The sequence below is a fragment of the Dyella sp. AtDHG13 genome, assembly GCF_003201105.1.
Lineage (GTDB): Bacteria > Pseudomonadota > Gammaproteobacteria > Xanthomonadales > Rhodanobacteraceae > Dyella > Dyella jiangningensis_B.
The window spans coordinates 23,789-44,604 of record NZ_QICJ01000019.1 but is presented as its reverse complement, the minus strand read 5'-3'; the positions used below and the strand labels follow the sequence as shown (position 1 = coordinate 44,604).

20 protein-coding genes are annotated in these 20,816 nt (G+C 64.1%); 8 read left to right on the top strand and 12 right to left on the bottom strand.

Features of this window, described 5'->3' with window-relative positions; translation table 11 throughout:
* Positions 1-93: 93 nt before the first annotated feature.
* The 3 genes from BDW41_RS23270 (at position 94) to BDW41_RS21955 (ending at position 4,232) form a co-directional block, all read left to right on the top strand.
* Positions 94-723 (top strand): c-type cytochrome, encoded by a 630-nt coding sequence (locus BDW41_RS23270; protein WP_083337820.1) that lies wholly within the window; start codon positions 94-96, stop codon positions 721-723.
* Between the two features lie 75 nt (positions 724-798).
* Positions 799-3,159 (top strand): phosphoketolase family protein, encoded by a 2,361-nt coding sequence (locus tag BDW41_RS21960; RefSeq protein WP_074552006.1) that lies wholly within the window; start codon positions 799-801, stop codon positions 3,157-3,159.
* Positions 3,156-4,232, top strand: a complete 1,077-nt coding sequence (locus BDW41_RS21955) for an acetate/propionate family kinase (protein WP_074552023.1) — start codon at positions 3,156-3,158, stop codon at positions 4,230-4,232. The genes BDW41_RS21960 and BDW41_RS21955 overlap by 4 nt, the downstream gene beginning before the upstream one ends.
* On the opposite strand, the gene BDW41_RS21950 is transcribed toward BDW41_RS21955, so the two are convergent.
* The 7 genes from BDW41_RS21950 to BDW41_RS21925 form a co-directional block, all read right to left on the bottom strand.
* A complete protein-coding gene (locus tag BDW41_RS21950) occupies positions 4,229-4,858 on the bottom strand; it encodes a hypothetical protein (protein WP_074552005.1) in 630 nt (209 codons plus the stop codon). The two genes, BDW41_RS21955 and BDW41_RS21950, sit on opposite strands and share 4 nt — an antisense overlap.
* Before the next feature lie 72 nt (positions 4,859-4,930).
* Positions 4,931-5,692 carry a glucose 1-dehydrogenase gene (locus BDW41_RS21945; protein ID WP_074552004.1) on the bottom strand — a complete coding sequence of 254 codons (762 nt, stop codon included), beginning with the start codon at positions 5,690-5,692 and terminating at the stop codon, positions 4,931-4,933.
* 101 nt (positions 5,693-5,793) lie between these two features.
* Positions 5,794-7,260 carry an MBL fold metallo-hydrolase gene (locus BDW41_RS21940; protein WP_233496997.1) on the bottom strand — a complete coding sequence of 489 codons (1,467 nt, stop codon included), beginning with the start codon at positions 7,258-7,260 and terminating at the stop codon, positions 5,794-5,796.
* Positions 7,247-7,684, bottom strand: a complete 438-nt coding sequence (locus tag BDW41_RS21935; protein ID WP_074552002.1) for a universal stress protein — start codon at positions 7,682-7,684, stop codon at positions 7,247-7,249. The genes BDW41_RS21940 and BDW41_RS21935 overlap by 14 nt, the downstream gene beginning before the upstream one ends.
* A gap of 22 nt (positions 7,685-7,706) precedes the next feature.
* The gene (locus tag BDW41_RS23455) at positions 7,707-7,919 is read right to left on the bottom strand and encodes a hypothetical protein (RefSeq protein ID WP_074552001.1); all 213 of its coding nucleotides are present in this window, start codon (positions 7,917-7,919) and stop codon (positions 7,707-7,709) included.
* A gap of 68 nt (positions 7,920-7,987) precedes the next feature.
* Positions 7,988-8,317 (bottom strand): hypothetical protein, encoded by a 330-nt coding sequence (locus BDW41_RS21930; RefSeq protein ID WP_110301689.1) that lies wholly within the window; start codon positions 8,315-8,317, stop codon positions 7,988-7,990.
* A 164-nt stretch (positions 8,318-8,481) separates the two neighbouring features.
* Entirely contained in the window at positions 8,482-9,510 is a 1,029-nt protein-coding gene (locus tag BDW41_RS21925; protein ID WP_074551999.1) for a hypothetical protein, read from the bottom strand.
* Between the two features lie 10 nt (positions 9,511-9,520).
* Here BDW41_RS21925 and BDW41_RS23450 point away from each other — a divergent pair, with 10 nt between their 5' ends.
* Positions 9,521-10,432 (top strand): cyclic nucleotide-binding domain-containing protein, encoded by a 912-nt coding sequence (locus tag BDW41_RS23450; protein WP_158537025.1) that lies wholly within the window; start codon positions 9,521-9,523, stop codon positions 10,430-10,432.
* A gap of 3 nt (positions 10,433-10,435) precedes the next feature.
* Here BDW41_RS23450 and BDW41_RS21915 read toward each other — a convergent pair whose 3' ends face one another.
* The 3 genes from BDW41_RS21915 to BDW41_RS21905 all read right to left on the bottom strand — a co-directional run bounded on the left by BDW41_RS21915 (position 10,436) and on the right by BDW41_RS21905 (position 13,875).
* On the bottom strand, positions 10,436-12,472 hold the full coding sequence (locus BDW41_RS21915; protein ID WP_074551998.1) for a PAS domain S-box protein: 2,037 nt from the start codon (positions 12,470-12,472) through the stop codon (positions 10,436-10,438).
* Entirely contained in the window at positions 12,469-13,170 is a 702-nt protein-coding gene (locus tag BDW41_RS21910; RefSeq protein ID WP_233496999.1) for a response regulator, read from the bottom strand. The genes BDW41_RS21915 and BDW41_RS21910 overlap by 4 nt, the downstream gene beginning before the upstream one ends.
* 225 nt (positions 13,171-13,395) lie before the next feature.
* The gene (locus BDW41_RS21905) at positions 13,396-13,875 is read right to left on the bottom strand and encodes a host attachment protein (RefSeq protein ID WP_074551996.1); all 480 of its coding nucleotides are present in this window, start codon (positions 13,873-13,875) and stop codon (positions 13,396-13,398) included.
* A gap of 87 nt (positions 13,876-13,962) precedes the next feature.
* Here BDW41_RS21905 and BDW41_RS21900 point away from each other — a divergent pair, with 87 nt between their 5' ends.
* On the top strand, positions 13,963-15,399 hold the full coding sequence (locus tag BDW41_RS21900) for a divalent metal cation transporter (protein ID WP_233496996.1): 1,437 nt from the start codon (positions 13,963-13,965) through the stop codon (positions 15,397-15,399).
* A gap of 12 nt (positions 15,400-15,411) precedes the next feature.
* Entirely contained in the window at positions 15,412-16,401 is a 990-nt protein-coding gene (locus tag BDW41_RS21895; protein WP_074551994.1) for a zinc-dependent alcohol dehydrogenase family protein, read from the top strand.
* A 6-nt stretch (positions 16,402-16,407) separates the two neighbouring features.
* Here the strand turns inward: BDW41_RS21895 and BDW41_RS21890 are convergent, their stop codons facing one another.
* Positions 16,408-16,845, bottom strand: coding sequence for a universal stress protein (locus BDW41_RS21890; RefSeq protein WP_074551993.1), 438 nt, complete (start codon positions 16,843-16,845; stop codon positions 16,408-16,410).
* Between the two features lie 304 nt (positions 16,846-17,149).
* On the opposite strand from BDW41_RS21890, the gene BDW41_RS21885 reads away from it, so the two are divergent.
* Both BDW41_RS21885 and BDW41_RS21880 read left to right on the top strand, forming a co-directional pair.
* On the top strand, positions 17,150-17,728 hold the full coding sequence (locus BDW41_RS21885; RefSeq protein ID WP_074551992.1) for a GNAT family N-acetyltransferase: 579 nt from the start codon (positions 17,150-17,152) through the stop codon (positions 17,726-17,728).
* Between the two features lie 15 nt (positions 17,729-17,743).
* Complete coding sequence (locus tag BDW41_RS21880) at positions 17,744-18,625, top strand: universal stress protein (protein WP_074551991.1); 882 nt, start codon at positions 17,744-17,746, stop codon at positions 18,623-18,625.
* A 112-nt stretch (positions 18,626-18,737) separates the two neighbouring features.
* Here BDW41_RS21880 and BDW41_RS21875 read toward each other — a convergent pair whose 3' ends face one another.
* Entirely contained in the window at positions 18,738-20,147 is a 1,410-nt protein-coding gene (locus BDW41_RS21875; RefSeq protein WP_233496995.1) for a DUF4010 domain-containing protein, read from the bottom strand.
* Positions 20,148-20,816: the final 669 nt, after the last annotated feature.

The following is a 20,816-nucleotide window of genomic DNA, read 5'->3' as shown; positions in this document are numbered from 1 at the left end:
AGTGGCTTGAATCGATGTCGGGCTTATTGTTTGGCTGCGCCCGACCACTCGCCGCTGTCCGCCAGGCGCGGCTTTCAGGTCAGGACTCTACGCATGGGCTCGATGACGCGTTGGATCACTGCTCGAACGTGCCTGGCTGCGCTGACCTGGCTTATCTCGCTGGCATCGGTTGCGCAAACACTGTCGCCAGGCGATGAGTCTTCGGCCGGGCTTGCTTCGCAGGTTTGCGCTCGCTGCCATGGCGTAGGTGGAGACAGCCCATCCCCCTTGGTGCCGCGGCTTGCCGCACAGCGCGCGAGCTACCTGAAGGCTGAGATGCTCGATATCAGGACGCATGAGCGCAGCGAGTTGTTGGCGCGGAACGTGATGCAGCGACAGGTGGCCGATGTGGACGAAGCGACGGCAACGGCGCTGGCGCGTTACTACGCCCGGCAGCCGGCGCCGCCGGGCGTGCCGGGTGATCCAGCGCGGATGGCCAGGGGCAAGGCGCTGTATGAGCGGGGCAGTGAAAACCGCGCAGCCTGTGCGACCTGCCATGGCGTGCGGGCCGAGGGTTTCGGCATCTTTCCGCGACTGGCCGGCCAGCATGCGGTGTACCTGCAGTATCAGCTGAGGGTCAAGCAGCACGACGTGCGCAGGACGTCGGTCATGCACGGCATGATCGGCGACCTCGGCAGCGACGACATGATCGATCTGGCGGCGTACCTGGCCTCGCTTCCATAGCGCGGTGCCGCAAGCACGAACCGTGCACGCGCAGTCGCGCAAGATCCCTTCTATTTCCAGCACGGGACGTTCACCATGCCGCCACTCGATACCGATCTTCTGGGCAGGATGCAGCGCTACTGGGATGCGGCCAATTACCTGACCGTCGGCCAGATCTACCTGCGCGACAACCCCTTGCTGGAAGAGCCGCTGAGCCTGGATCACGTCAAGAAGCGCCTGCTCGGGCACTGGGGCACCACGGCGGGGTTGAACTTCATTTACGTGCACCTGAACCGCATCATCAAGCAGCACCGGCTGGACATGATCTACGTGATCGGTCCCGGGCACGGCGGGCCGGGACTGGTGGCGAACAGCTATCTCGAAGGCTCCTATACCGAGACCTATCCGCACATCGGCCGCGATCGCGATGGCCTTCGCCAGCTGTTTCGCCAGTTCTCCTGGCCTTATGGCGTACCCAGCCATGTTTCGCCGGAAACTCCCGGCTCGATTCACGAGGGCGGCGAACTGGGCTATTCGCTATCGCATGCCTACGGCGCTGCGTTCGACAATCCGGACCTCATCGTGACCTGCATCGTGGGCGATGGCGAAGCGGAAACCGGCCCACTCGCCACCAGCTGGCACTCCAACAAGTTTCTCAATCCCGTGCGCGACGGCGCGGTGCTGCCGATCCTCCATCTGAACGGCTACAAGATCGCCAACCCCACCGTGCTCGCACGCATCGGCGACCGCGAACTGAAGTACCTGATGCAGGGGTACGGATATGACCCGATCTTTGTCGAGGGCAGCGACCCGCAGGCCATGCACATGGCCTTTGCCCAGGCGCTGGATACCTGCGTGGCGCGCATCCGGCGCATCAAGGCGCGGGCCCGCAAGGCCGGGGCCGGCAAGGTCGAGCGGCCTCGCTGGCCCATGATCGTGCTTCGCTCGCCCAAGGGTTGGACCGGGCCCGCCTTCGTCGATGGCCTGCCTGTCGAAGGAACGTGGCGAGCGCACCAGGTGCCGCTGTCGGATCTGGGCAAGCCGGGCCACCTCGCGATACTCGAACAATGGATGCGCAGCTATAAGCCGCAGGAGCTGTTCGATGGCAATGGCGCGCTGGCGCCGGAACTGGCCGAGCTGGCGCCCACGGGCCGCATGCGCATGAGCGCCAACCCCCATGCCAATGGCGGCCTGCTGCTGAAGCCGTTGCATATGCCGGACTTTCGCGCGCACGCATTCCGTTTCGAGGGACACGGCACGCTCAAGGCCGAGGCGACACGCAACCTCGGCAAGTGGTTGCGCGACCTGATGCTGTCCAACAGCGAGCAGGCGAACTTCCGCCTGTTCGGGCCGGACGAAACCGCGTCCAATCGTCTCGACGCCGTCTACGAGGTGTCGCCCAAGGCATGGATGGGTGAGACGCTGGATACCGACATGAACCTCGCGCCGGACGGACGCGTGATGGAGATGCTCAGCGAGCACCAGTGCCAGGGCTGGCTGGAGGGCTATCTGCTCACCGGCCGGCACGGCCTGTTCAATTGCTACGAGGCCTTTATCCACATCGTCGACTCGATGTTCAACCAGCACGCGAAATGGCTGAAGGTGTCGCGCAACCTGGCGTGGCGTCCGCCCATTGCGTCGCTGAACTATCTGCTCAGCTCGCATGTATGGCACCAGGACCACAACGGGTTCTCGCATCAGGATCCGGGGTTTATCGATGTGGTGGCGAACAAGAAAGCCGAGATCGTGCGCATCTACCTGCCGCCGGACGGCAACTGCCTGTTGTCCGTGACGGATCACTGCCTGCGCAGCCGCCACTACGTGAACCTGATCATCTCCGGCAAGCAACCCGACTGGCAGTGGCTGGACATCGAGGCGGCCGTGGCCCATTGCACGGCCGGCGCGGGCATCTGGCATTGGGCAGGGCGGGGCGATGAAGACCCGGATGTCGTCATGGTCTGCGCCGGCGATTCACCGACGGTGGAAACACTTGCGGCCGTGATGTTGCTGCGCGATGCCGTGCCCGACCTGCGCATTCGCGTGGTCAACGTAGTCGACCTGCTAGCCCTGCAGGCCGCCGACGAACATCCGCATGGCATGGGCGATGACGAGTTCGACCGCCTGTTCACCCGCGACCGGCCGGTGATCTTCGCGTTCCACGGCTACCCGGGCATCATCCACCGGCTCACCTATCGCCGGCGCAATCACGACAACATCCATGTGCGCGGCTATCAGGAGGAGGGGACCACCACCACGCCGTTCGACATGATGGTGCTCAACCACCTCGACCGCTTCCAGCTGGCGCTGGATGTCGTCAACCGCGTGCCCAAGCTCGCACACCTACGGGCGGAGGCGGAGCAACGCTACTCCAGCCAGATCGAGCGGCACCGCCTCCACGTCAGCGAGCATGGCGTCGACCTGCCGGAGATAAGCGACTGGCAGTGGCGCGCAGCATGAACATCCTTGCGCTCAACGTCGGCTCGTCGTCGCTCAAGTTCGGCATCTATCGTTCCAGCGGCATGGCCGCGGCGCCAACGGTAGAGGGCGAGGTGGATCTGAAGGCCCGGCGCATCCGCTACCACGGCATCGCCGGCGAAGGCGAACTCTCCTTCGGCGGTGGCGGTTGTGACGAGGCGCTGGGTACGCTCGCCGGGTTGGCTTCCGAAGGAACAATCGATGTCGTCGTGCATCGGGTGGTGCACGGCGGCCCCGGCCTGCGCGAGCACTGCCTGATCGACGGTGCTGTCCTGAAGAAGATCCAGCAAGCGGCGAGCTTCGCGCCCCTGCATGTGCCCGCCGCGCTGATGTGGATCCATGACGCCATGCGGGTTTTTCCAAGCGCCACGCAGGTGGCCTGTTTCGATACGGCCTTTCACTACCCGCTGCCTGAGCTTGTCCGCGTGCTGCCCGTGCCGGGCGAGTGGCGCGAACGTGGCGTGGAGCGGTTCGGCTTTCACGGGCTGTCGTGCGAATCGATACTCGCCCAGCTCGGCACGCCGCCGGCGCGCCTGGTGATTGCGCATCTGGGAAGCGGCGCGAGCCTCACCGCCGTGCGCGATGGCCGATCCGTGGATACCACCATGGGCATGACGCCCACCGGCGGCATCATCATGGGCACGCGGACGGGCGACATCGATCCCGGCGTGCTGTTGTTCCTGCTGCGGCAGGGACATTGCAGTCCATCGGAGCTCGATGACCTGCTGGAGCATCGCTGCGGTTTAAAGGGCATTTCCGGCGTGAGCGCCGATGCACGCGAGCTGTCCGCCATGCTAGGGCACCCGATGGCACGGCTGGCGCTGGAGCAGTTCGCGCTGTCGGTGGCACGGCACGCAGCAGGGCTGGCCATCGTGCTGGGAGGCATGGACCTGTTGGTATTCACCGGCGGTATCGGTGAACACGATACGTCCATGCGCGACAGGATCATCCAGCTTCTTCGCCCTTGCTTTCCGTCACTGGTGACGCGCGTGCTTCCCGCCCAGGAGAACCTCGCCATGGCCCGGCATGCGGTGCGGCTCGCCGGCAGGACCTAAGGCTGCACGGAGGCGCTCTTTTGCGCGGGAAGGGTTTGCCTGGGACAAGTGCTCACAAGCGGCCCCGAGCTGAAACGGTCGTACTGCTGCCACTCCCGCGGAGGCCTTTCGGATACGTTGATCAGCGTGACCTCGGGGTCCGAATGCCCGAGTGTCATCGGTTCCCCCAGATAGGCTTCGGGCCATTCGGGTATGGCGACCACCAGGCGATAGGCGAGTGCGGGGTAGGGTTCCTTGGGAAAGTATTGCTGCTCGGGCGCCAGCCCGAGGCGGTCGGCAATGAGGCGGCGGGCGGGATCGTCCTGCGCGTCCACCTCGCCAGCGAAGGTGGTGAGCACCCGATAGGAGCGGCTCGCGTCGTAGCGCTGGTCGCCCACGATGACGTGGAAGTCCTGCACGTCGAAAGTGAAGCCCTTGAGGCTCATGCCGCGCATATAGAGCGAACAGATGTCAAAGACCGCCCAGAATCCGCGGTCATCCTTGCCCCGTGGCGACAGCGCGCCATCGGCGGTCGCAAGCTGGTAGACGTTGGCCACATGGACATAGGTCATCCGCACGGTTTTTTGCGTATCCCTGCTCAGGTGGTGGCCGACGCAGCCCGCAAGCACGGTGGCGAGCGTTGCCATGGCGATCAATAGCGCGGCTGTTCTCTTCATGACGTACCCGGTGTGAGCGAAGGCGGCGCAGCGTCGCGCGCGTCAACGGCAGCTGTAGCCGCCATCGACGACCAGCTCGCTTCCGGTGACGAACTTGGCCTCGTCGGAGGCGAGGTAGACCACCGCCCAGGCGATGTCGTCCGGCTCGCCGATGTGGCCCAGCGGATGAAGGCTGTCCAGCTCCTTGCGCCGGTCGACCAGCTCGCCGCCAAGTGCGCTGGCGAAGTGCTCGACCATCGGCGTCCAGATGAAGCCAGGGTGGATGGAATTCACGCGGATGCCGTCACGGGCGTAGAGCAGGGCGTCCACCTTGGACATCAGGCGCACGGCACCCTTGGATGCGTGGTACGGCGGAATATCCGGTGCGCCGACCAGCCCGTAGATGGACGACAAGTTGATGATGCTTCCGCCGCCGCCCGCGCGCATGACGTGGTACACGTGCTTGGTAAAGAAGAAGACGCCCTTGACGTTGATCGCCTGGACGCGATCCCACTCGTCCTCGGTGATTTCGTGAGTCGGCTTGTTGGCTCCCGAAATGCCGGCATTGTTGACCAGCACATCGATGCGGCCAAAGTCGCGAAGCACATCGGCCACGGCCTGCCTGACGTCATGCTCGGAGGAGGTGTCGGCGTGATAATAGCGGGTGCCCTTGCCAAGCTGATTGGCCAACTGTTTCCCTTCGCTGTCCTTCACGTCCACGATCGCCACCTTGGCGCCTTCCTGAAGCAGACGCGTGGCGCATGCCGCGCCGATGCCCAGCGAGCCGCCGGTCACCACGGCCACCTTTCCAGTCAGTCGGTTCATGGCGTCCTCCCGAAGCGTTGAATGAATCTTGCGCGCCGCAAGGGTTTCCCATGTTGATGGCTGTCAACTTGAAGCGGTGCTGGCAAGACGCAGCGCGTATTTCAGGTCAGCCTGATGGCCTGGCCCTTGGCAGGCAGATAGTGGGGAATACCGCGTTCCAGCAGCTGATCGGCCATGCCGCGCATGCCCCGCGCGTATTCGCCATGCACGAGCAGTACCTGGCGTCGGGGAGAGGTTCCCAGCCAATCGAGCAAGGCGTGTTGATCGGCATGGGCGGAGAAGCCGTTGATCGTCCATATGCTGGATCGCACATGGATGGGTTCGTCGAAGATGCGTACTTCGCGTGCGCCATCGATGATTCGTCGGGCCAGCGTTCCTTCAGCGGCGTAGCCCACGAAGATGACGCCGTTCTTTTCGTTCCATAGATTGTGCTTCAGGTGGTGGCGTACGCGGCCGCCGGTGCACATGCCGGAGCCGGCGAGAATGACCGCGCCGCCCGCGATCTGGTTGATGGCCATGGAGTCGGCGACATCCCGCGTGAAATGCAGGCCCGGCATGCCAAAAGGATCCTCGTCGCGCAGGGAGGCAAGAAATTCGCTGCCGAAACATTCGGGGTGCCTGCGAAAGATATCCGTGGCCGAAATGGCCATGGGCGAATCGAGAAATACGGACATGCGCGGTGGCAAGTGGCCATCGGCGCGTCCCCGTTTGATTTGATAGAGCACCTCCTGCGCACGCTCCAGGGCAAAGGTCGGAATGATCACGTTGCCCTCGCGGCGAAGCGTGGTCGATATTGCGTCGTAGAACTCCGCTATGGACTTCTCCTGGGGACGATGGGCGCGATCGCCATAGGTCGTCTCCATCACCACATAATCCGAGGGCGGCGCAGGTTTGGCGTTGCGCAACAGTGGATGGCCGGGGTTGCCAAGATCACCCGAGAACAGGATATCGACCTTCCTTTCGCCGCCGAGAATCTCCAGCAGGATGGAGGCGGAGCCAAGAATGTGCCCGGCGTCCAGAAAGCGGGCCCGGATGCCCGGCGTTAGGTCGAAGCACTTTTCGTAGGCGACGGGCGAGAAGTAGTCCATCGTCCGGAACACGTCGTCCAGGGTAAAGAGAGGCTGCGCATCCTCCTGCCCACGGCGGCGTCCACGTCGCTGGGCGCGGCGTGCATCCTCTTCCTGCAGGCCGGCGGCATCCAGCAGCACGATGCGCGCAAGATCGATGGTGGCGGACGTGGCATGGATGCGGCCCCGGAAGCCCTGGCGGACAAGCAGCGGAAGCCGGCCGCAATGGTCCAGGTGCGCGTGCGTCAACAGCAGCGCATGGATGCAAGCGGGATCGAAGGCGAAAGGTTCGGCATTGGCACGCTCCGCATCGGCGCCGCCCTGGAACAGGCCGCAGTCGATCAGCACGTTCCGACCGTTGCATTCGATATGGTGGCAGGAGCCGGTCACTTCCCTGGCGGCGCCGTGACAACGGTAAAGGATGTCAAATGCCATGCTGGCGGCCTTGTGAACTTGTCGCGACGGTATTAGGGCAACCCACTGTGGTTCATGGACAGACAAGTACGGGCATTTCCGCGCTGTTGACCAGCAGCGACACCTCCCGGCTCAGTTGCGCGCCGCGCCCACGGGCGTATTCGCCTGCTCCGATGACGATCAGGTCGCACCCGGCGCTGTGGGCGGCGGCGATGATGGCGGTGTAAGGCCGTTGATCGAAGACATAGATGTCTGCAAAGGCGACCTCAGCGTCCCGAGCCATGCCGGCGACTTCCGCGAGGTCGTCGTGCGCCTTTCGTATCGCGCGATCCGTGTGGTTCGAGCTGTCATGGACGATGGCATCGGCGACGAGCGTGATGGACGGCGTCGGACACAGCACCTCCAGCCCGAAGGCCTGATGTTCACCTTGGGCCGCCAACGCAATGCCGGTCGATGCGGCGCGCAGCGACTGCTCGCTGCCATCGATGGGAAGCAGTATGCGCTTGAACATGAGGCACTCCTGGCGTGGCGACTCACGGGCGGCGGGAGTCGGCGATGATGCTGAGAAGGAGCAGCACCGCGCTGCTTCCGCAAACCCATTCCACAAGGGGAATGGCACTCTTTCCCCAGTCATGCACCAGGGCCAGCGAACTCGCCGTTGCGATGACGGCAAGTACCGCGGAGGTGGTGGAGAAGGCAAGGCGCGGCTGGCTAGGTTTTTTCCTGGGCGTGGGAAGGGCGGTCATGTGACCTCCTGTTGGCAACCGTGAGCGAATGATCGCGGCCGCTCATCCGGTGTTTTCATGGGTTGAAGCTAGGTCATTGCTCTTGGCGTCCAGGCCACGCTGGCCTGCCACGGAAAAGCCTGGCCGCCGGCTGTCGCCATCTCGTCCAGGTTGTGCTGCAAGGAGTCCCCGATCCAGCAAAGGCCGCTTTGGACGAACTCCGCGTAGTCCACTATCAAGCTGCCCCAGGCGTTCGCCATCAGATCGAGCAGCGCGCCCGGGCTTGGGCATTGCGCGAGGCTGCAAAGACTCTGTATGTCTTTTTCCATCCTTCGGTTGAAGAAGCCGAGCAGGCTTTCCTGCAGGCGTTTCGCGTCCTCTGCCCAGGCTCCGGCAAGTTGCATTCCGAGGGCGGCCACGTTCGTTTCCGGCTTCTCGTAAGCGGCCGGTGATGGTGAACGTGGAGAAAAAGGCGGCCTGGCACGTGGCGGTGTCATCGTTGCATCCTCGCGAAGGGCGACGTCTTCAGCATCACGCCACGGCCAGCGGCGTTATTGACGGGGATCAAACGAAGCGACGGTCGCTAGCCACGAAACCCGTCCGCGTTGGCAAGGGCGTTTTCACGCCCGTGATGGCTGAGCGGATAGAGGATGGGCTCGTCTATCCACATTTGCATGGAGGACCGCAACGCGATCTGCGCGTAGGCATTGGCGCTCGCGTGCTGCAGCAACGCATCCATCCGCGCAGGGCTGGTGCCGTGTCGGCGGTACCACTCCATGGCGTAGCCTTGCGAGCCAGCCATGCCTGCCATGCGTGATTCGTCGAAAGAACGAAGGCGTTGCGCCACCGGCAAGGGATCGACGGCGTTGGCCACATGGTTGGCCAACTGCGCGAGATGCGGCTGGGAGGTAATGGCGGTGAGCCTGGACTGGCGAAGTCCGTGGCGTATGGCATCCGTGGCCAGCGAGGGCGAAAGCTCCCTGAGCTTGTAGGCAACGGGCAGTCGCCGCGAAATCTGGCATCGAGGGCCGCGGTCCCGGGCAAGGCGGATGCTTGCGGATAGACTGCCGGCGGCCAGGCGCTGGGATATGTCGTGGGCCAAGCGGGATGCCGCCGGGCTGCCGTAGGCGATGCCCAGCAGAAGGAACGCATCGGCAAGGCCGATCAGGCCAATGCGAAGATGCATGCCCGGGCTGCCGGGTGACCAGCGTGCCTTTTCCGCCGCGTTGTCCAGCATTTCGACCGCCAGCGCGGCGGTCGATTCAACGGCTTGCATGTCGACATGCGCGGAAGGCAGGCCCGGGTCGTTCACGAGCTGCGCCATGTTGAGAACGGCCACCAGCTCGTTGGCCGGCCATGTCTCACGGTCCGTCCCGGCGGTGGAGAGTACGCGTTCGTCCGGCAGGAGGCGCCAGGTCGCCAAGGCATCGCCGAGGCGGCGCTCCATGTCATTGGTGGCGGCGCGGCCCTTCGGTCCGGCGATAACGTGTACCACGCGCGCCCACGTGTCCTGGATGGACACATCCCGCAGTTCGCGCTGTTCGCGCCAGCGGAACCAGGTGTCCCAGCCTTCGACAGCGGCGATATCGATGAAGGGCGATGTGGGGCTCATGGCGTGTGGCGTGACTTCCCTGATGGGTCATCAGTCTCGGGTGGCCGCGAAACCCTGTATTGAGTTGCGTCAATTCATTGGTGCCGCCACCTGCTGTTACGCACTGTTACAAACCGTTGCACGGCCGTTGTCGGCCTGTGACAAGGCGCGCGTAGGGTCACGCTCAGAAGCGGGATGTCGCGATCAACGGGGTGTCGCCATGAACATGCGCTTGGGTTCCCATGATTCCTTTTCGGTACCTGCCCGCGGCGCGCCACGATTCGCGCAGGACGGGGCAGGGGTTATCGACGTCGACGAACTTCGTCGCCATGTGCCGGTGCTGCGACACAAGCTTGCCGCGGGGCAGCCGGTCTACCATGCAGGGCAGCCGTTCAAGTCCCTGTTCCTGGTGCACGCAGGTTTTGTGAAGCTGGTCGAGCTGTCCGACGACGGCCGCGATCAGGTCACCGGCTTTCGCGGCAAGGGAGATTTCCTCGGTACGGATTCGATAGGCCTGCCAGCCTACGCGTGCGGCGCCGTATCGCTGGAGAGCGGTGAGGCGTGGGAGCTGCCTTACCCCGCCATGTTGCAGGCCTGCCGTGACATGCCGGAGCTCAACGCACGGCTCGCCGCTGCGTTGGCGCGGGAAATTCGCGCGGACCATGCATGGATGCTCACCATCGGCACGTTGAACGCGGAGCAGCGCGTGGCGGCCTTCCTGGTCGCGGAAGGGCGTCGCTGCGCCACGCTGGGTTTCAGTGCCAGGCATTTCATGCTGCGCATGCGCCGCGCCGACATGGCAAGTTTTCTGGCGCTCACCAATGAAACCGTGTGCCGCGTACTTGCCAAGCTGCACGACATGCGCCTGATCGCCGTTGCGCGACGCGAGGTGGAAGTGCTTGACGAAGGCGCGCTGCGCAGCATGGCAGGCCAGCTCGCCTGAGCGTCAGTGGCCGGGCGGATGTCGCCGGTCGCCGTGGATCGCCTGATATACGGCATCGGCAAGATCCTCCTTGCGGTAGGGCTTGGGCAGCAGGGAGAACTGCTTGAGCGCGGCCTCCTTGACGTCCGGTGCGCGGCGCTCGTATCCCGAGGTCAGCAGTACAGGCAACCGCGGCCACAAGCGGCGCGCTGACTCGGCCAGCTCGACGCCGGTCATGCCGCCGCCGAGCACGATGTCCGAGAACAACAGGTCGATGTCGGCGTGCTCGCGAAGCAACGTAAAGGCTTGCTCGGCGCCTTCGGCCTCGAGCGTGGCGTAACCCAGCGAGCGCAGAAAGGCCAAGGCGATCCTGCGTACCTCGGGCTCGTCCTCGACGACCAGAATGGTGCCGCTACCCACGCGCGGTGCAACGACGTCCACCTCGGGTCGCGCCAAGGGCATCTCCGTCGCAACCGGAAACCACAGCTCGACCTGCGTGCCATAGCCCAGCTGGCTGTCGATGCTCATGCGTCCGCCCGACTGCTTCACGAACCCATAGACCATGCTGAGGCCGAGCCCGCTTCCCTTGCCGGCCTCCTTGGTGGTGAAGAAGGGCTCGAGCGCATGCGCCAGCACCTCGGGCGCCATGCCCATGCCGGTGTCCTGGACATGGAACACGATGTAGCCGGTGGATGATGGCTCGTCCGCGCTTTCCAGTCGCACGGTGATATCGAGCCGGCCGCCACGCGGCATGGAATCCCGTGCGTTGACGGCCAGGTTCACCAGTGCTGTGTCGAACTCCGAGGGGTCCACGTCGATGGCCGGCAGGCCGTCCGGACATTCCATGTGTATCGCGATGCGCTCGCCGAGCGCGCGGGAAAGCATTTCGTGCAGATCCGAAAGAAGGCGGGCCGGTTGCACCGCCTGAGGCTTGAGGTGCCGCCGGCTCGCGAACAGGAGCAGCTTGCTGGTGAGTACTGCGCAGCGGTCGGCGGCGCGCGCGGCGCTTTCCATGGCTTCCAGTGAAAGTGCATCGTCGGGTGGATTGGCGGCCAGAAGCTGAAGATTCCCGGAGATGATGGTGAGCAGATTATTGAAGTCGTGCGCAATGCCGCCGGTGAGCTGGCCGATGGCGTCAAGCCGTTGCGCATGAGCCAGCTGCTCTTCGCTCCGGCTGCGCTGTGCGGCCGCCGCCAGGATGTTCGCGACCGATTGCAGAAAATGCATCTTGTCGTGGTCGAATCCATCACGCTCCCGCGAAAGCACCAGCAGCAATCCCATGGGTTCGTAGCGATCCGGCAGCGGCGCCAGCGCTGCGCCCATGAAGCGGGCATCGATGAGCAATTCGCGCACGCGCTCGAATCCGTCAGGCGGGGGCGAATTGCTACCGTCAAATTCCAGCCGCATGTCGGTACCGGCCCAGCCGGCGTCCGACAGCTCCCTGCAGAGTGCTCGCTGCAATGCCGGTTCGATGCCGCTCGCGCCACGGCAGTTCCAGGCACGCGCGTGGGCATCGCGGAAAAAAATGGCGACTGCCGCGGCCTTCAGTGTCGACGCCACGAGGGAGGGCATGTTGTCCACGGCCTTCTCGTAGCTCGGCGATTCCAGCAGCAAGCGGCTCACCTGACCAACGGCTGCGTCGTAGCGGGCGCGCACCAGGGCCTGGCGCGCGCGTTGCGTCTCGGAGATGTCGCGAATCGACGCGGCATACAGGGCGTCGCCGTCGGTGGCGATGGGGCTCAACCCAATCTCCACCGGAAACGACTGGCCTGTGCGCCTGACCCCGGTCAGCTCGTAGCCTGCCCCCATGGGGCGCACCCTGGGGTTGGCCATATAGCTGGAGCGATGGGATTGGTGCGCGTGGCGCACTCTTTCCGGCAGCAAGGTTTCCACGGGAAGGCCATGCAGTTCGTGCGGGCCATAGCCGAACATGCGCTCCGCCTGCGGGTTGGCCAGCACGATGCGCCCGTCCTGGTCGACCACGATCATGGCGTCAGGCGCGGTATCGAACAGCGCGCGGAACAGCGCGGCGTTGCCGGCCGATGATGGCGGCAGCGTCATTCCCGGCGAACCCGTTCGGCGAACATGTAGCCGGAACCGCGAACGGCCTTGAGCAGGCTCGGCTGTGCGGGGTCGGTTTCTATCTTGCGGCGCAGGCGGCCGATCTGCACGTCGATGGCACGGTCGAACGGCCCGGCATCGCGGCCGTGAATATGCGTCATGATGTCATTGCGCGACAGCACTTTCTGCGGATGCTCCAGGAACAGCTTGAGCAGATCGTATTCGCCGCTGGTGAGTGGAACCTCTTCGCCATCGGCTGTGCGCAAAGCGTGCGATGCCGTGTCGAGCCGGTAATCGCGAAATGCCAGGATGGCGTGGTTTGCTGCACCGGCGTTTTCCCGCCCATGCGCCGAGCGGCGTAGAACGCTGCGAACGCGGGCCAGCAGCTCGCGAAGGTCGAACGGTTTGGTGACGTAGTCATCGGCGCCCAGCTCAAGGCCCACGACGCGATCGACCGACTCGCCGCGTCCCGAGACGATGATGACGGGACCGTGCCAATGGGAGTGAAGATAGCGTGTAAGTTCCAGCCCATCCTCGCCCGGCAACCCGAGATCGAGCAGGATCAGGTCGACCTTGCCGGCGCGCAGCACCTCGCGAAGTTCGTCGCCGTTCGCGGCGGTGCTTATCCGAAACCCCTGGGGCGTCAGGTATCGGCGGAGCATGGCGGCGATCTCCACGTCGTCGTCCACGACGAGCACATGCGGCAAGGCCGCCTCGGCTGACCTCGAGGGGCCGTTCATGGACGCTGGCTTCCCCATAGGCCACCCACCCCAGGCGCTGTCTTCGACCGGGTCCGCTGCTGCATGCCCGATGGTTTGAAGATACACCGGCACGGTGAGGGAAATCACCCGGCAAGGTGGCCGAGGGAGCAGGCGCGAGCAGCCTGTCAGCGAACCGCAAGCCGCACCATCGTCAGGGCGACATCAGGAGGCACGCGCAGGCCTGGAGTCGCCACGGCGCAGTGGGAAATGAGCCTTGAGTTGCGCAAGCAACTCCGCGGGCGGGAGCGCGACCATGTCCTTGGGCAACTCGCCAGCAAGTCCGGCGCTTGGCGCATGGCGCAGATGTTCGCGCAGCACTCCCAGAAAATGCGGTGGCGCCACCAGGAACAAGCGGTCGTAGCGATGATGCGAGTGCGCTTCGAGCAGGTGCACCACCAGGGTATGCGCGAACGCCTGCGTTTCCTTGTCGCGATGGCTGGTGTGCGGCTCGATGATGTGGCGGGCCGGGCCAGTGCTGTCCTGCGTGCGTGGCACGGTGCGGCCCGTGCTGCTCAGGTTGGTCGCCCCACGCAGCCCGGGGTTTGTGTAACACGCGATCTCCACGATGCTTGCATCGTCGGCGATGGTTTCGAAAAGGCGTGCGCGTGCGGCGTCGCTTACCAGGATCCATGCGGTAGACATGTTTCTCCTCCCGGCCGCTCCTGCGGTGATTGTCTGGCGTATGGGGAAAGATAGAGGCGCATGGCCGGCGGCTATTGACGGGCGTCAATGGCGATGTCGATGTGGCGCGGCGAGTCTCTTCGGGTTGCACGTTGCCTGAATCCCTTCACGCAGGAAATGCGCGGCCTATTCGGCCGTGCGTTGACGGCGATCAATAGCGCCAACGGCCGCTCTGAAATGCTTCGCGTGGTTGCCGGGAGGTTCCTCATGTCACTTGAACGGATCGATGCGCCACTCAGGCCAGTGCAGTCGGTGGGCGTGCGCCGGCTGGGCGCGGGATTGATCACCGGCGCGGCCGACGACGACCCCAGCGGCATCGCCACTTACACCCAGGCCGGAGCCCTTTGGGGCTACGCGATGCTCTGGACGGCCGTGCTGACCTTGCCTTTCATGATCGGCATCCAGATGGTCTGCGCCCATGTCGGCCGAGTGACGGGGAGGGGGCTGGCAGCCAACATGCGCCTGCACATGCCGCAACCGCTCGTCCTCGTGGTGGTCGCGCTGCTGCTGGTGGCCAATGTGATCAACCTGGCTGCGGACGTGGGCGCCATGGGCGCTGCCGCGCGGCTCGTGCTGGGCGGTCCCGCCTGGTTCTATGCGGTTTTCCTTTCGCTGTGTTCGCTTGGCCTTGAGGTGTGGGTGCCGTTTGGCCGGTATGCGCCTTTCCTGAAGTGGCTCACCTTGAGCTTGCTGGCATACGTGGTCACGGCCTTCGTCGTGCATGTGCCCTGGCGCGAGGCGCTCGCGCATCTTTGGCCTGCGGGACCGTGGAGCCGGAGTTACCTGATTGTGGTGGTCGGCGTCTTTGGCACCACCATCAGTCCGTACCTTTTCTTCTGGCAGGCCTCCGAGGAAGTGGAGGAGGAGGAAATATCGCCTGGGGACGAACCCCTCAGCGTAGCTCCGAGCCAGGCGTTCGCCGCGTTCGAGCGCATACGTTTCGACACGGTGTTCGGCATGACTTATTCGAACCTGGTGGCCTTCTTCATCATTCTGACGGGCGCCGCCGTGCTGCACGCGCATGGCGTCACCGAAGTGCGGACGCCCGCCGAAGCTGCGCAGGCGCTTGAGCCCATCGCTGGCCGGTTCGCCTCGCTGCTGTTTGCCGTCGGCATCATCGGCACGGGCATGCTGGCCTTGCCGGTGCTGGCCGGATCGGCGGCATATGCCATGGCCGAGGCTAACGGGAAGCGATCGAGCCTCAACGACAGGCCGGGCAGCGCCAAGCTTTTCTATTTCATCATCAGCATGGCCATGCTCATCGGCATAGCCTTGAGCTGCTCGCCTATCAACCCGATTCGCCTGCTGTTATGGGCGGCCGTTATCAATGGCGTGATATCCGTGCCGCTCATGGTGGCGATCATGTGGGTTGCCTGCCTGCCGAGCGCCATGTCGCGCTTTGTCGTCAGTGGCTGGTTGCGTTGGCTTGGCTGGGGCGCCACGGCCATGATGGCCCTGGCCGTGATGGGCATGTTCATCCTGTGATGGGAGGCTCCGATGAAAGCGATGCGACTTTCCGCGCCCGGGCACGCCTTGGTGGAGGTCGATGAGCCTGCGCCGTTACCGGGGCCTGGCCAGGTGCGCATCGAGGTGAGGGCGTGCGGCGTGTGCCGCACTGACCTGCACCTGCTTGATGGCGAGCTGCCGCAAGCACGGTATCCCGTGGTTCCTGGTCATGAGGTGGTCGGCATCGTCGACGCGGCCGGGCCGGGCGTGTCGTCTCCAGCCGTGGGCGAGCAGGTGGGCGTACCCTGGCTTGGCCGCAGTTGCGGGCATTGCCATTACTGCCTGCAAGGCAGGGAGAATCTCTGCGATACGCCGGTTCTCACCGGCTGCAACCGGGATGGCGGTTATGCCAGCCATGTCGTGGCCGACGCGGCATTCTGTCTGCCGTTGCCCGAAGAGGATTACCCAGATGCCGCGGAGGCTGCGCCGCTGCTCTGCGCCGGCCTGATCGGCGGGCGTGCGCTGTCGCTGGCTGGCGAGTGCGAACGGATCGGGCTGTATGGCTTTGGCGCAGCGGCGCACCTGCTGATACAGGTGGCGACGTTCCAGGGAAAGGACGTTTGCGCGTTCACTCGCGAAGGAGATCAGGCGGCGCAGCAATTCGCGATGTCGTTGGGCGCCGTGTGGGCGGGCTCGTCCCTGTCGCCGCCGCCATTTCCCCTCGACGCGGCGCTGATCTTCGCACCTGCCGGCGAACTGGTGCCGCTCGCCTTGCGCACGGTGAGGAAGGGCGGTTCGGTCGTCTGCGGCGGCATCCACATGTCCGATATCCCGAGCTTCCCCTATGCATGGTTATGGGAAGAAAGGCGCCTGCTCTCCGTGGCGAACCTGACGCGTGACGATGGAAGGGCATTTCTTGCCTTGGCCGCCCGCGCCAAGGTCAAGGTACATGTACGCAGGTACGCACTGAATGATGCGAACAAGGCATTGGAAGACCTGCGGCGCGGCCATCTGCAGGGCGCCGCGGTCCTTGTTCCGTAGCCTTTGTCACTGGCAAACGAGTACTGGAATATCGGTGCTCAACAACAGCTTGTTGGTCTGGCTGCCAAGCAGGAGCTTGTCGATGCCCTTGCGGCCGTGCGAGCCCATGACGATCAGATCGCATTTCTGCTCATGCGCGATATTCATGATCGCTTCGTAGGGGCGGTGGGCATATTCGTGCCGGCCATTCCACGGCACCTTCGCCGCATCGGCACGCTGCTTGATCTCTTCCAGATAGTACTGCGCCCGCTCATTGACCTCCCTCTCGTAGGCGTCCTCGGGGAAGATCATCATCTCGGTGAAATACGGCACGGTCTCGAATGGCTCCATGGCGTGGAAGGCAAACACTTCCGCGCCCAGTTGCTTGGCCAGCTGTATGCCGATGTCTACGGCCCGGAGGGAGAGTTCCGAGCCATCGGTGGGCAAGAGAATGCGCTTGAACATGACGGTGCTCCATGGGAACGAGTTCGGCACGGGAATGCCTTAGGAAGAGGGCGCCTGTCCGTGGACGGGCCGGCGGCCACAAGGCAAACATGCGCCTCCTGCGGCACGCCGTTTTGACGATGGTCAACTTCCCGGCCTGTCCTTCCCCGGCGTGGCGGCGCTCGCATGTGGCCATGGAATTGATCGTCATCAATTCCACCAGCGGGCACGCGATCTAAAAAGGATCCGCGCTGGAAGCCAACGACGTCACGGCCGTCCTGTCCGCCGGAAGAGGAGGGAGGCCCGAATCATCAAGGTAGCCACCATGTCTTCAACCACCCACACTGCGGATCTCGCCAAACCGTTCCTTCCGTTTCTGGACGCACTGGAGGGAGATCACTGGATCGAACCCCTGCGCGATGGAACGCCCGTACTGATTCGCCCGCTGAGCGCACAGGACAGGGCACGGGAGATCGAGTTCATCGAACGCCTGTCGCACAAGTCCCGGCGCATGCGTTTCCTGGGCGATTTCCAGCATCTGGCGCCGAGGACGCTCGATCAACTGATGGATATCGACTACGAGAGCCAGATGGCCTTCGTGGCACTGATCCACGACAACGGCGTGCTTCGCGAGATCGGCGTGAGTCGCTACAGCGCCACCGGCGACGGCAAGCGATGCGAATGTGCCGTGACGGTTGCCGACGATTGGCAGAGCCGGGGCCTGGGCGTGTTGCTGATGCGCCACCTCATCGACGTTGCCCGACGGAAAGGCTTCCGGCAGATGTTCTCGATCGACGCATCGGAAAATCAGGCGATGCGCGATCTTGCCAGCTACCTTGGGTTCTCGCGCCGAGTGAATCCCGATGACAGCACGCAGGTCGTTCACAGCCTGGACTTGGGCTGAAACGCCGGAGGCTTTATGAGCACGACCGAGAGCCGCCTGCCGATCTACGAAGTAGACCCCATGGCTCGGCCACGAAAGGGCTACAACGACGTGCTGGCACTGGTAACGTCCTCCGGCCCGTGGAGCCCCGCGGCTTTCGCCGGCGTGGACATTGCCGCGATGTTCAATGCGCACGTGACGGGCTGCTACATCGATCCATCGTTGCGTTCACTGCGCGGCATCGACGACGAGCCCTCGGTGATGGCCTTGTTGATGGATGCACCCCATGCCCGCCGCGAGGACTTCGACGCCTTCTCCGCCTTTGCCCACTCGCGCGGCGTGCGCCATGTATCGTGGACCTATACCCAGGTCGGCCCTGCCAAGACGATGCGGTCGGTTGGGGCGTGGCATGACCTGATCGTGCTGGAGCGGGATCTCGCCGAAGAGTCCCTGTTGATCGACGTGCTCGGCGAAGTGCTGCTCACCTGCCGCGCACCTTGCCTGGTCTTGCCCCCTCAGTGGGACAAGCCCCTGGATATGAAACGCATCGTGATCGGCTGGAACGGAAGTATCGAGTCCACCAGGGCGACACACGCCGCATTGCCGCTGGTCGAAGTCGCTGAGCGTGTCACGGTATTGCGGGATGGCGCGCTACGGGTGGAGAGCGAGGATCCGCAACCTCCCGCCTTCAACGCAGGGCAATACCTGAGGGCGCACGGCGTTCCCGTCACCGAAGTGCCGATGCATGCCAGCCTACTGGTGGCGGGCGAGGCACTCCTGGCTGAGGCCAAGCGCCTGCGAGCCGATTGCCTTGTCATGGGCGCCTATGGGCACTCGCGGGTGCGCGAACGCGTGTTGGGCGGCGCAACGCGCCATGTGCTCCAGCGTGCGGATATTCCTGTACTGATGCAGCACTGAGAGGCCGCGAGGCGAGGGATTCCCATCGCACGAACGGCGGCGGTATCTCCTCTAATGGTGACGCCGAGCGCTCCCGATGAATATCGCGTGCGAGAACTTTGCGCCGACCACGCTACGGAATCATGGTCGCAAGAACGAATGCGCCATTGATGAGCGCCAGCGCGCTGGCAACTCGTATTCCATACGCAAGGCTGCCCTTGAAGAAGGCGACGACGCACTTCCACGCACCGTTGGTTACCATGGCGATGGTGGCGTAGAGAATGGCGTGGGAGGAATCGATCTGTCCAGTCGCCGCTGCCTGCGCAACGGCTGCAGCGGCGGCGTGCACATCCGCCAGCGCGGACACAGCCGTCATCCATGGCATGCTCGCCGCTCCGAGCTTGGCCCTTGCCATGGCAAGAAGGAGCATGACCGCGGCAATGGGCGTCACGAGCTTAAGCACGGATACCGGGTCAAAAGGATGCTTCTCCATAAAACCGGGCTCGTGACCGTTCGTCATGAAGGAGCGCCAACTCATGACAAACCCGGCGACCACGGTTGCCGAGGCGGCGACCAGTAATGGCAACGCGATCTTCTCGAGCAACGACTGGTTCTGCGAACCCACCACTACGGCAAATTGCACCACGGTCCCCACGTTGGACATGACAGCTGCACTTGCGACCTGCGCGGTCCGCTGCGGGTTTGTTGCTGCGCGGTCAGCCATCGACAGCACGGTCGCGGTGCTGGAGACAAAGCCTCCCGCCATGCCGGCGATGGCAAGCCCAAACCTTGTTCCGAACACGCGAAGCGCCAGGTATCCGAGCGTGGCGATGGCCATGATGGCGACCACCAGAATCCAAAGGCGGCGTGGATTGATGGCTCCCCAGGGGTCCAGGGGCGCGTCCGGGAGCAGGGGAAGCACGACGAAGGCGCAAGCGAGCAGAATCAGGAAGTCCTGAAGCTCCGCGGCAGTCAGCCATCGGCGGGAAAGGTGGTGAAGCTTGTCCTTGCTGGCGAGGAAAATGGTTGCCACGATCCCCAGCGAGCCGGCGATGGCTGGCGAGCTCAGGGCAAGGACGCCCAGCAGAAACGTCAATAGCATCGCCACCTCGGTCGTAAGGCCGGGGTCTTCGGATCGAGTGCGTAGGTAGCCAGCTGCCATGGCGACCGAGAGGAAGGCGCCGGAAATATAGATGCCTGCGGGACCGATCAAGCCCGCGGCGGCACCGGTCAGGCCGATCATCGAGAACGTGCGGACGCCGGCCGGATGGCGACTGGGCCCCCGGCCCTTGCTGCGCTCGCGCTCGAGGCCAATGAGAAGGCCCATGGCCAGCCCCACGGCAGGGCCAAGCGCGTCATTGGCAATGTCGGATAGCGCCGGCAGGGAGGATATGGCCATTACCGTGAACTGTGGCTGCTGAGTTTTTCCCAAGTGGTGCCGTGCTGCGCGGAAACGCTCCTCCCAGTAGAACTCGTGCAGCCGACGACCGCTCGCACAAGGAGTTTCGTGCCGTGCCCGCAAGGAAAAGTTGATTGCAATCAACGCAGGCTTCAGAGGTCGCTCCTGCCCATTTTTGCAAGGCAGGCTCACGTCCCGCGGAAACAGGCGTGCTGATGAGCCGTCGTTACCGGCCGGGGAACGCAAAGACTCCTGTGGCGCCGGAAACATGGCAGGCGGCGCCTGCATGAGCCGACATGACTCGATTAGCGGACAAAGCTCGAGAAAGTAATGATGCGCTCGACGCATGTGTGTAACTAATTGAATTTAAAGCGGACGGTGTCTTGTTCCTTCCGGCGTTAGTTTCCGGGACCTGAAACTAAATGTGCCATCATCCCTGGGACGAAACTAAAGAAGAGAGCTTTCCTGGCTGACGCCAAGCGGAAGTTGCACCCGGCGAATTAAGGCGGCAAGGCCCATCACTGGTGTCGTCTCCCTCCTAGTTCCCGCATATCCGGGTCCTCCTTCCGCAGGCGGCGCGTGTAGGCGTGGACGCTGCCGTACCCGTGCCGCATGCAGTTGGTGCGGCTCACATGGTGAGCGTCTCGCCTGCCACTGCGCCCCCCGCCGATGGTTGGCGGCGTGCGCCCGCTGCGAAGGTTTCGGCCGAAACGGGCCAAGACCATCGCCTCGGAATGCCGAAGCATCCGAACCATGATTTATTCCGTATACCAAAAATAGGACAGGTCGGCGTTTACACCGTGGGTGTATCGA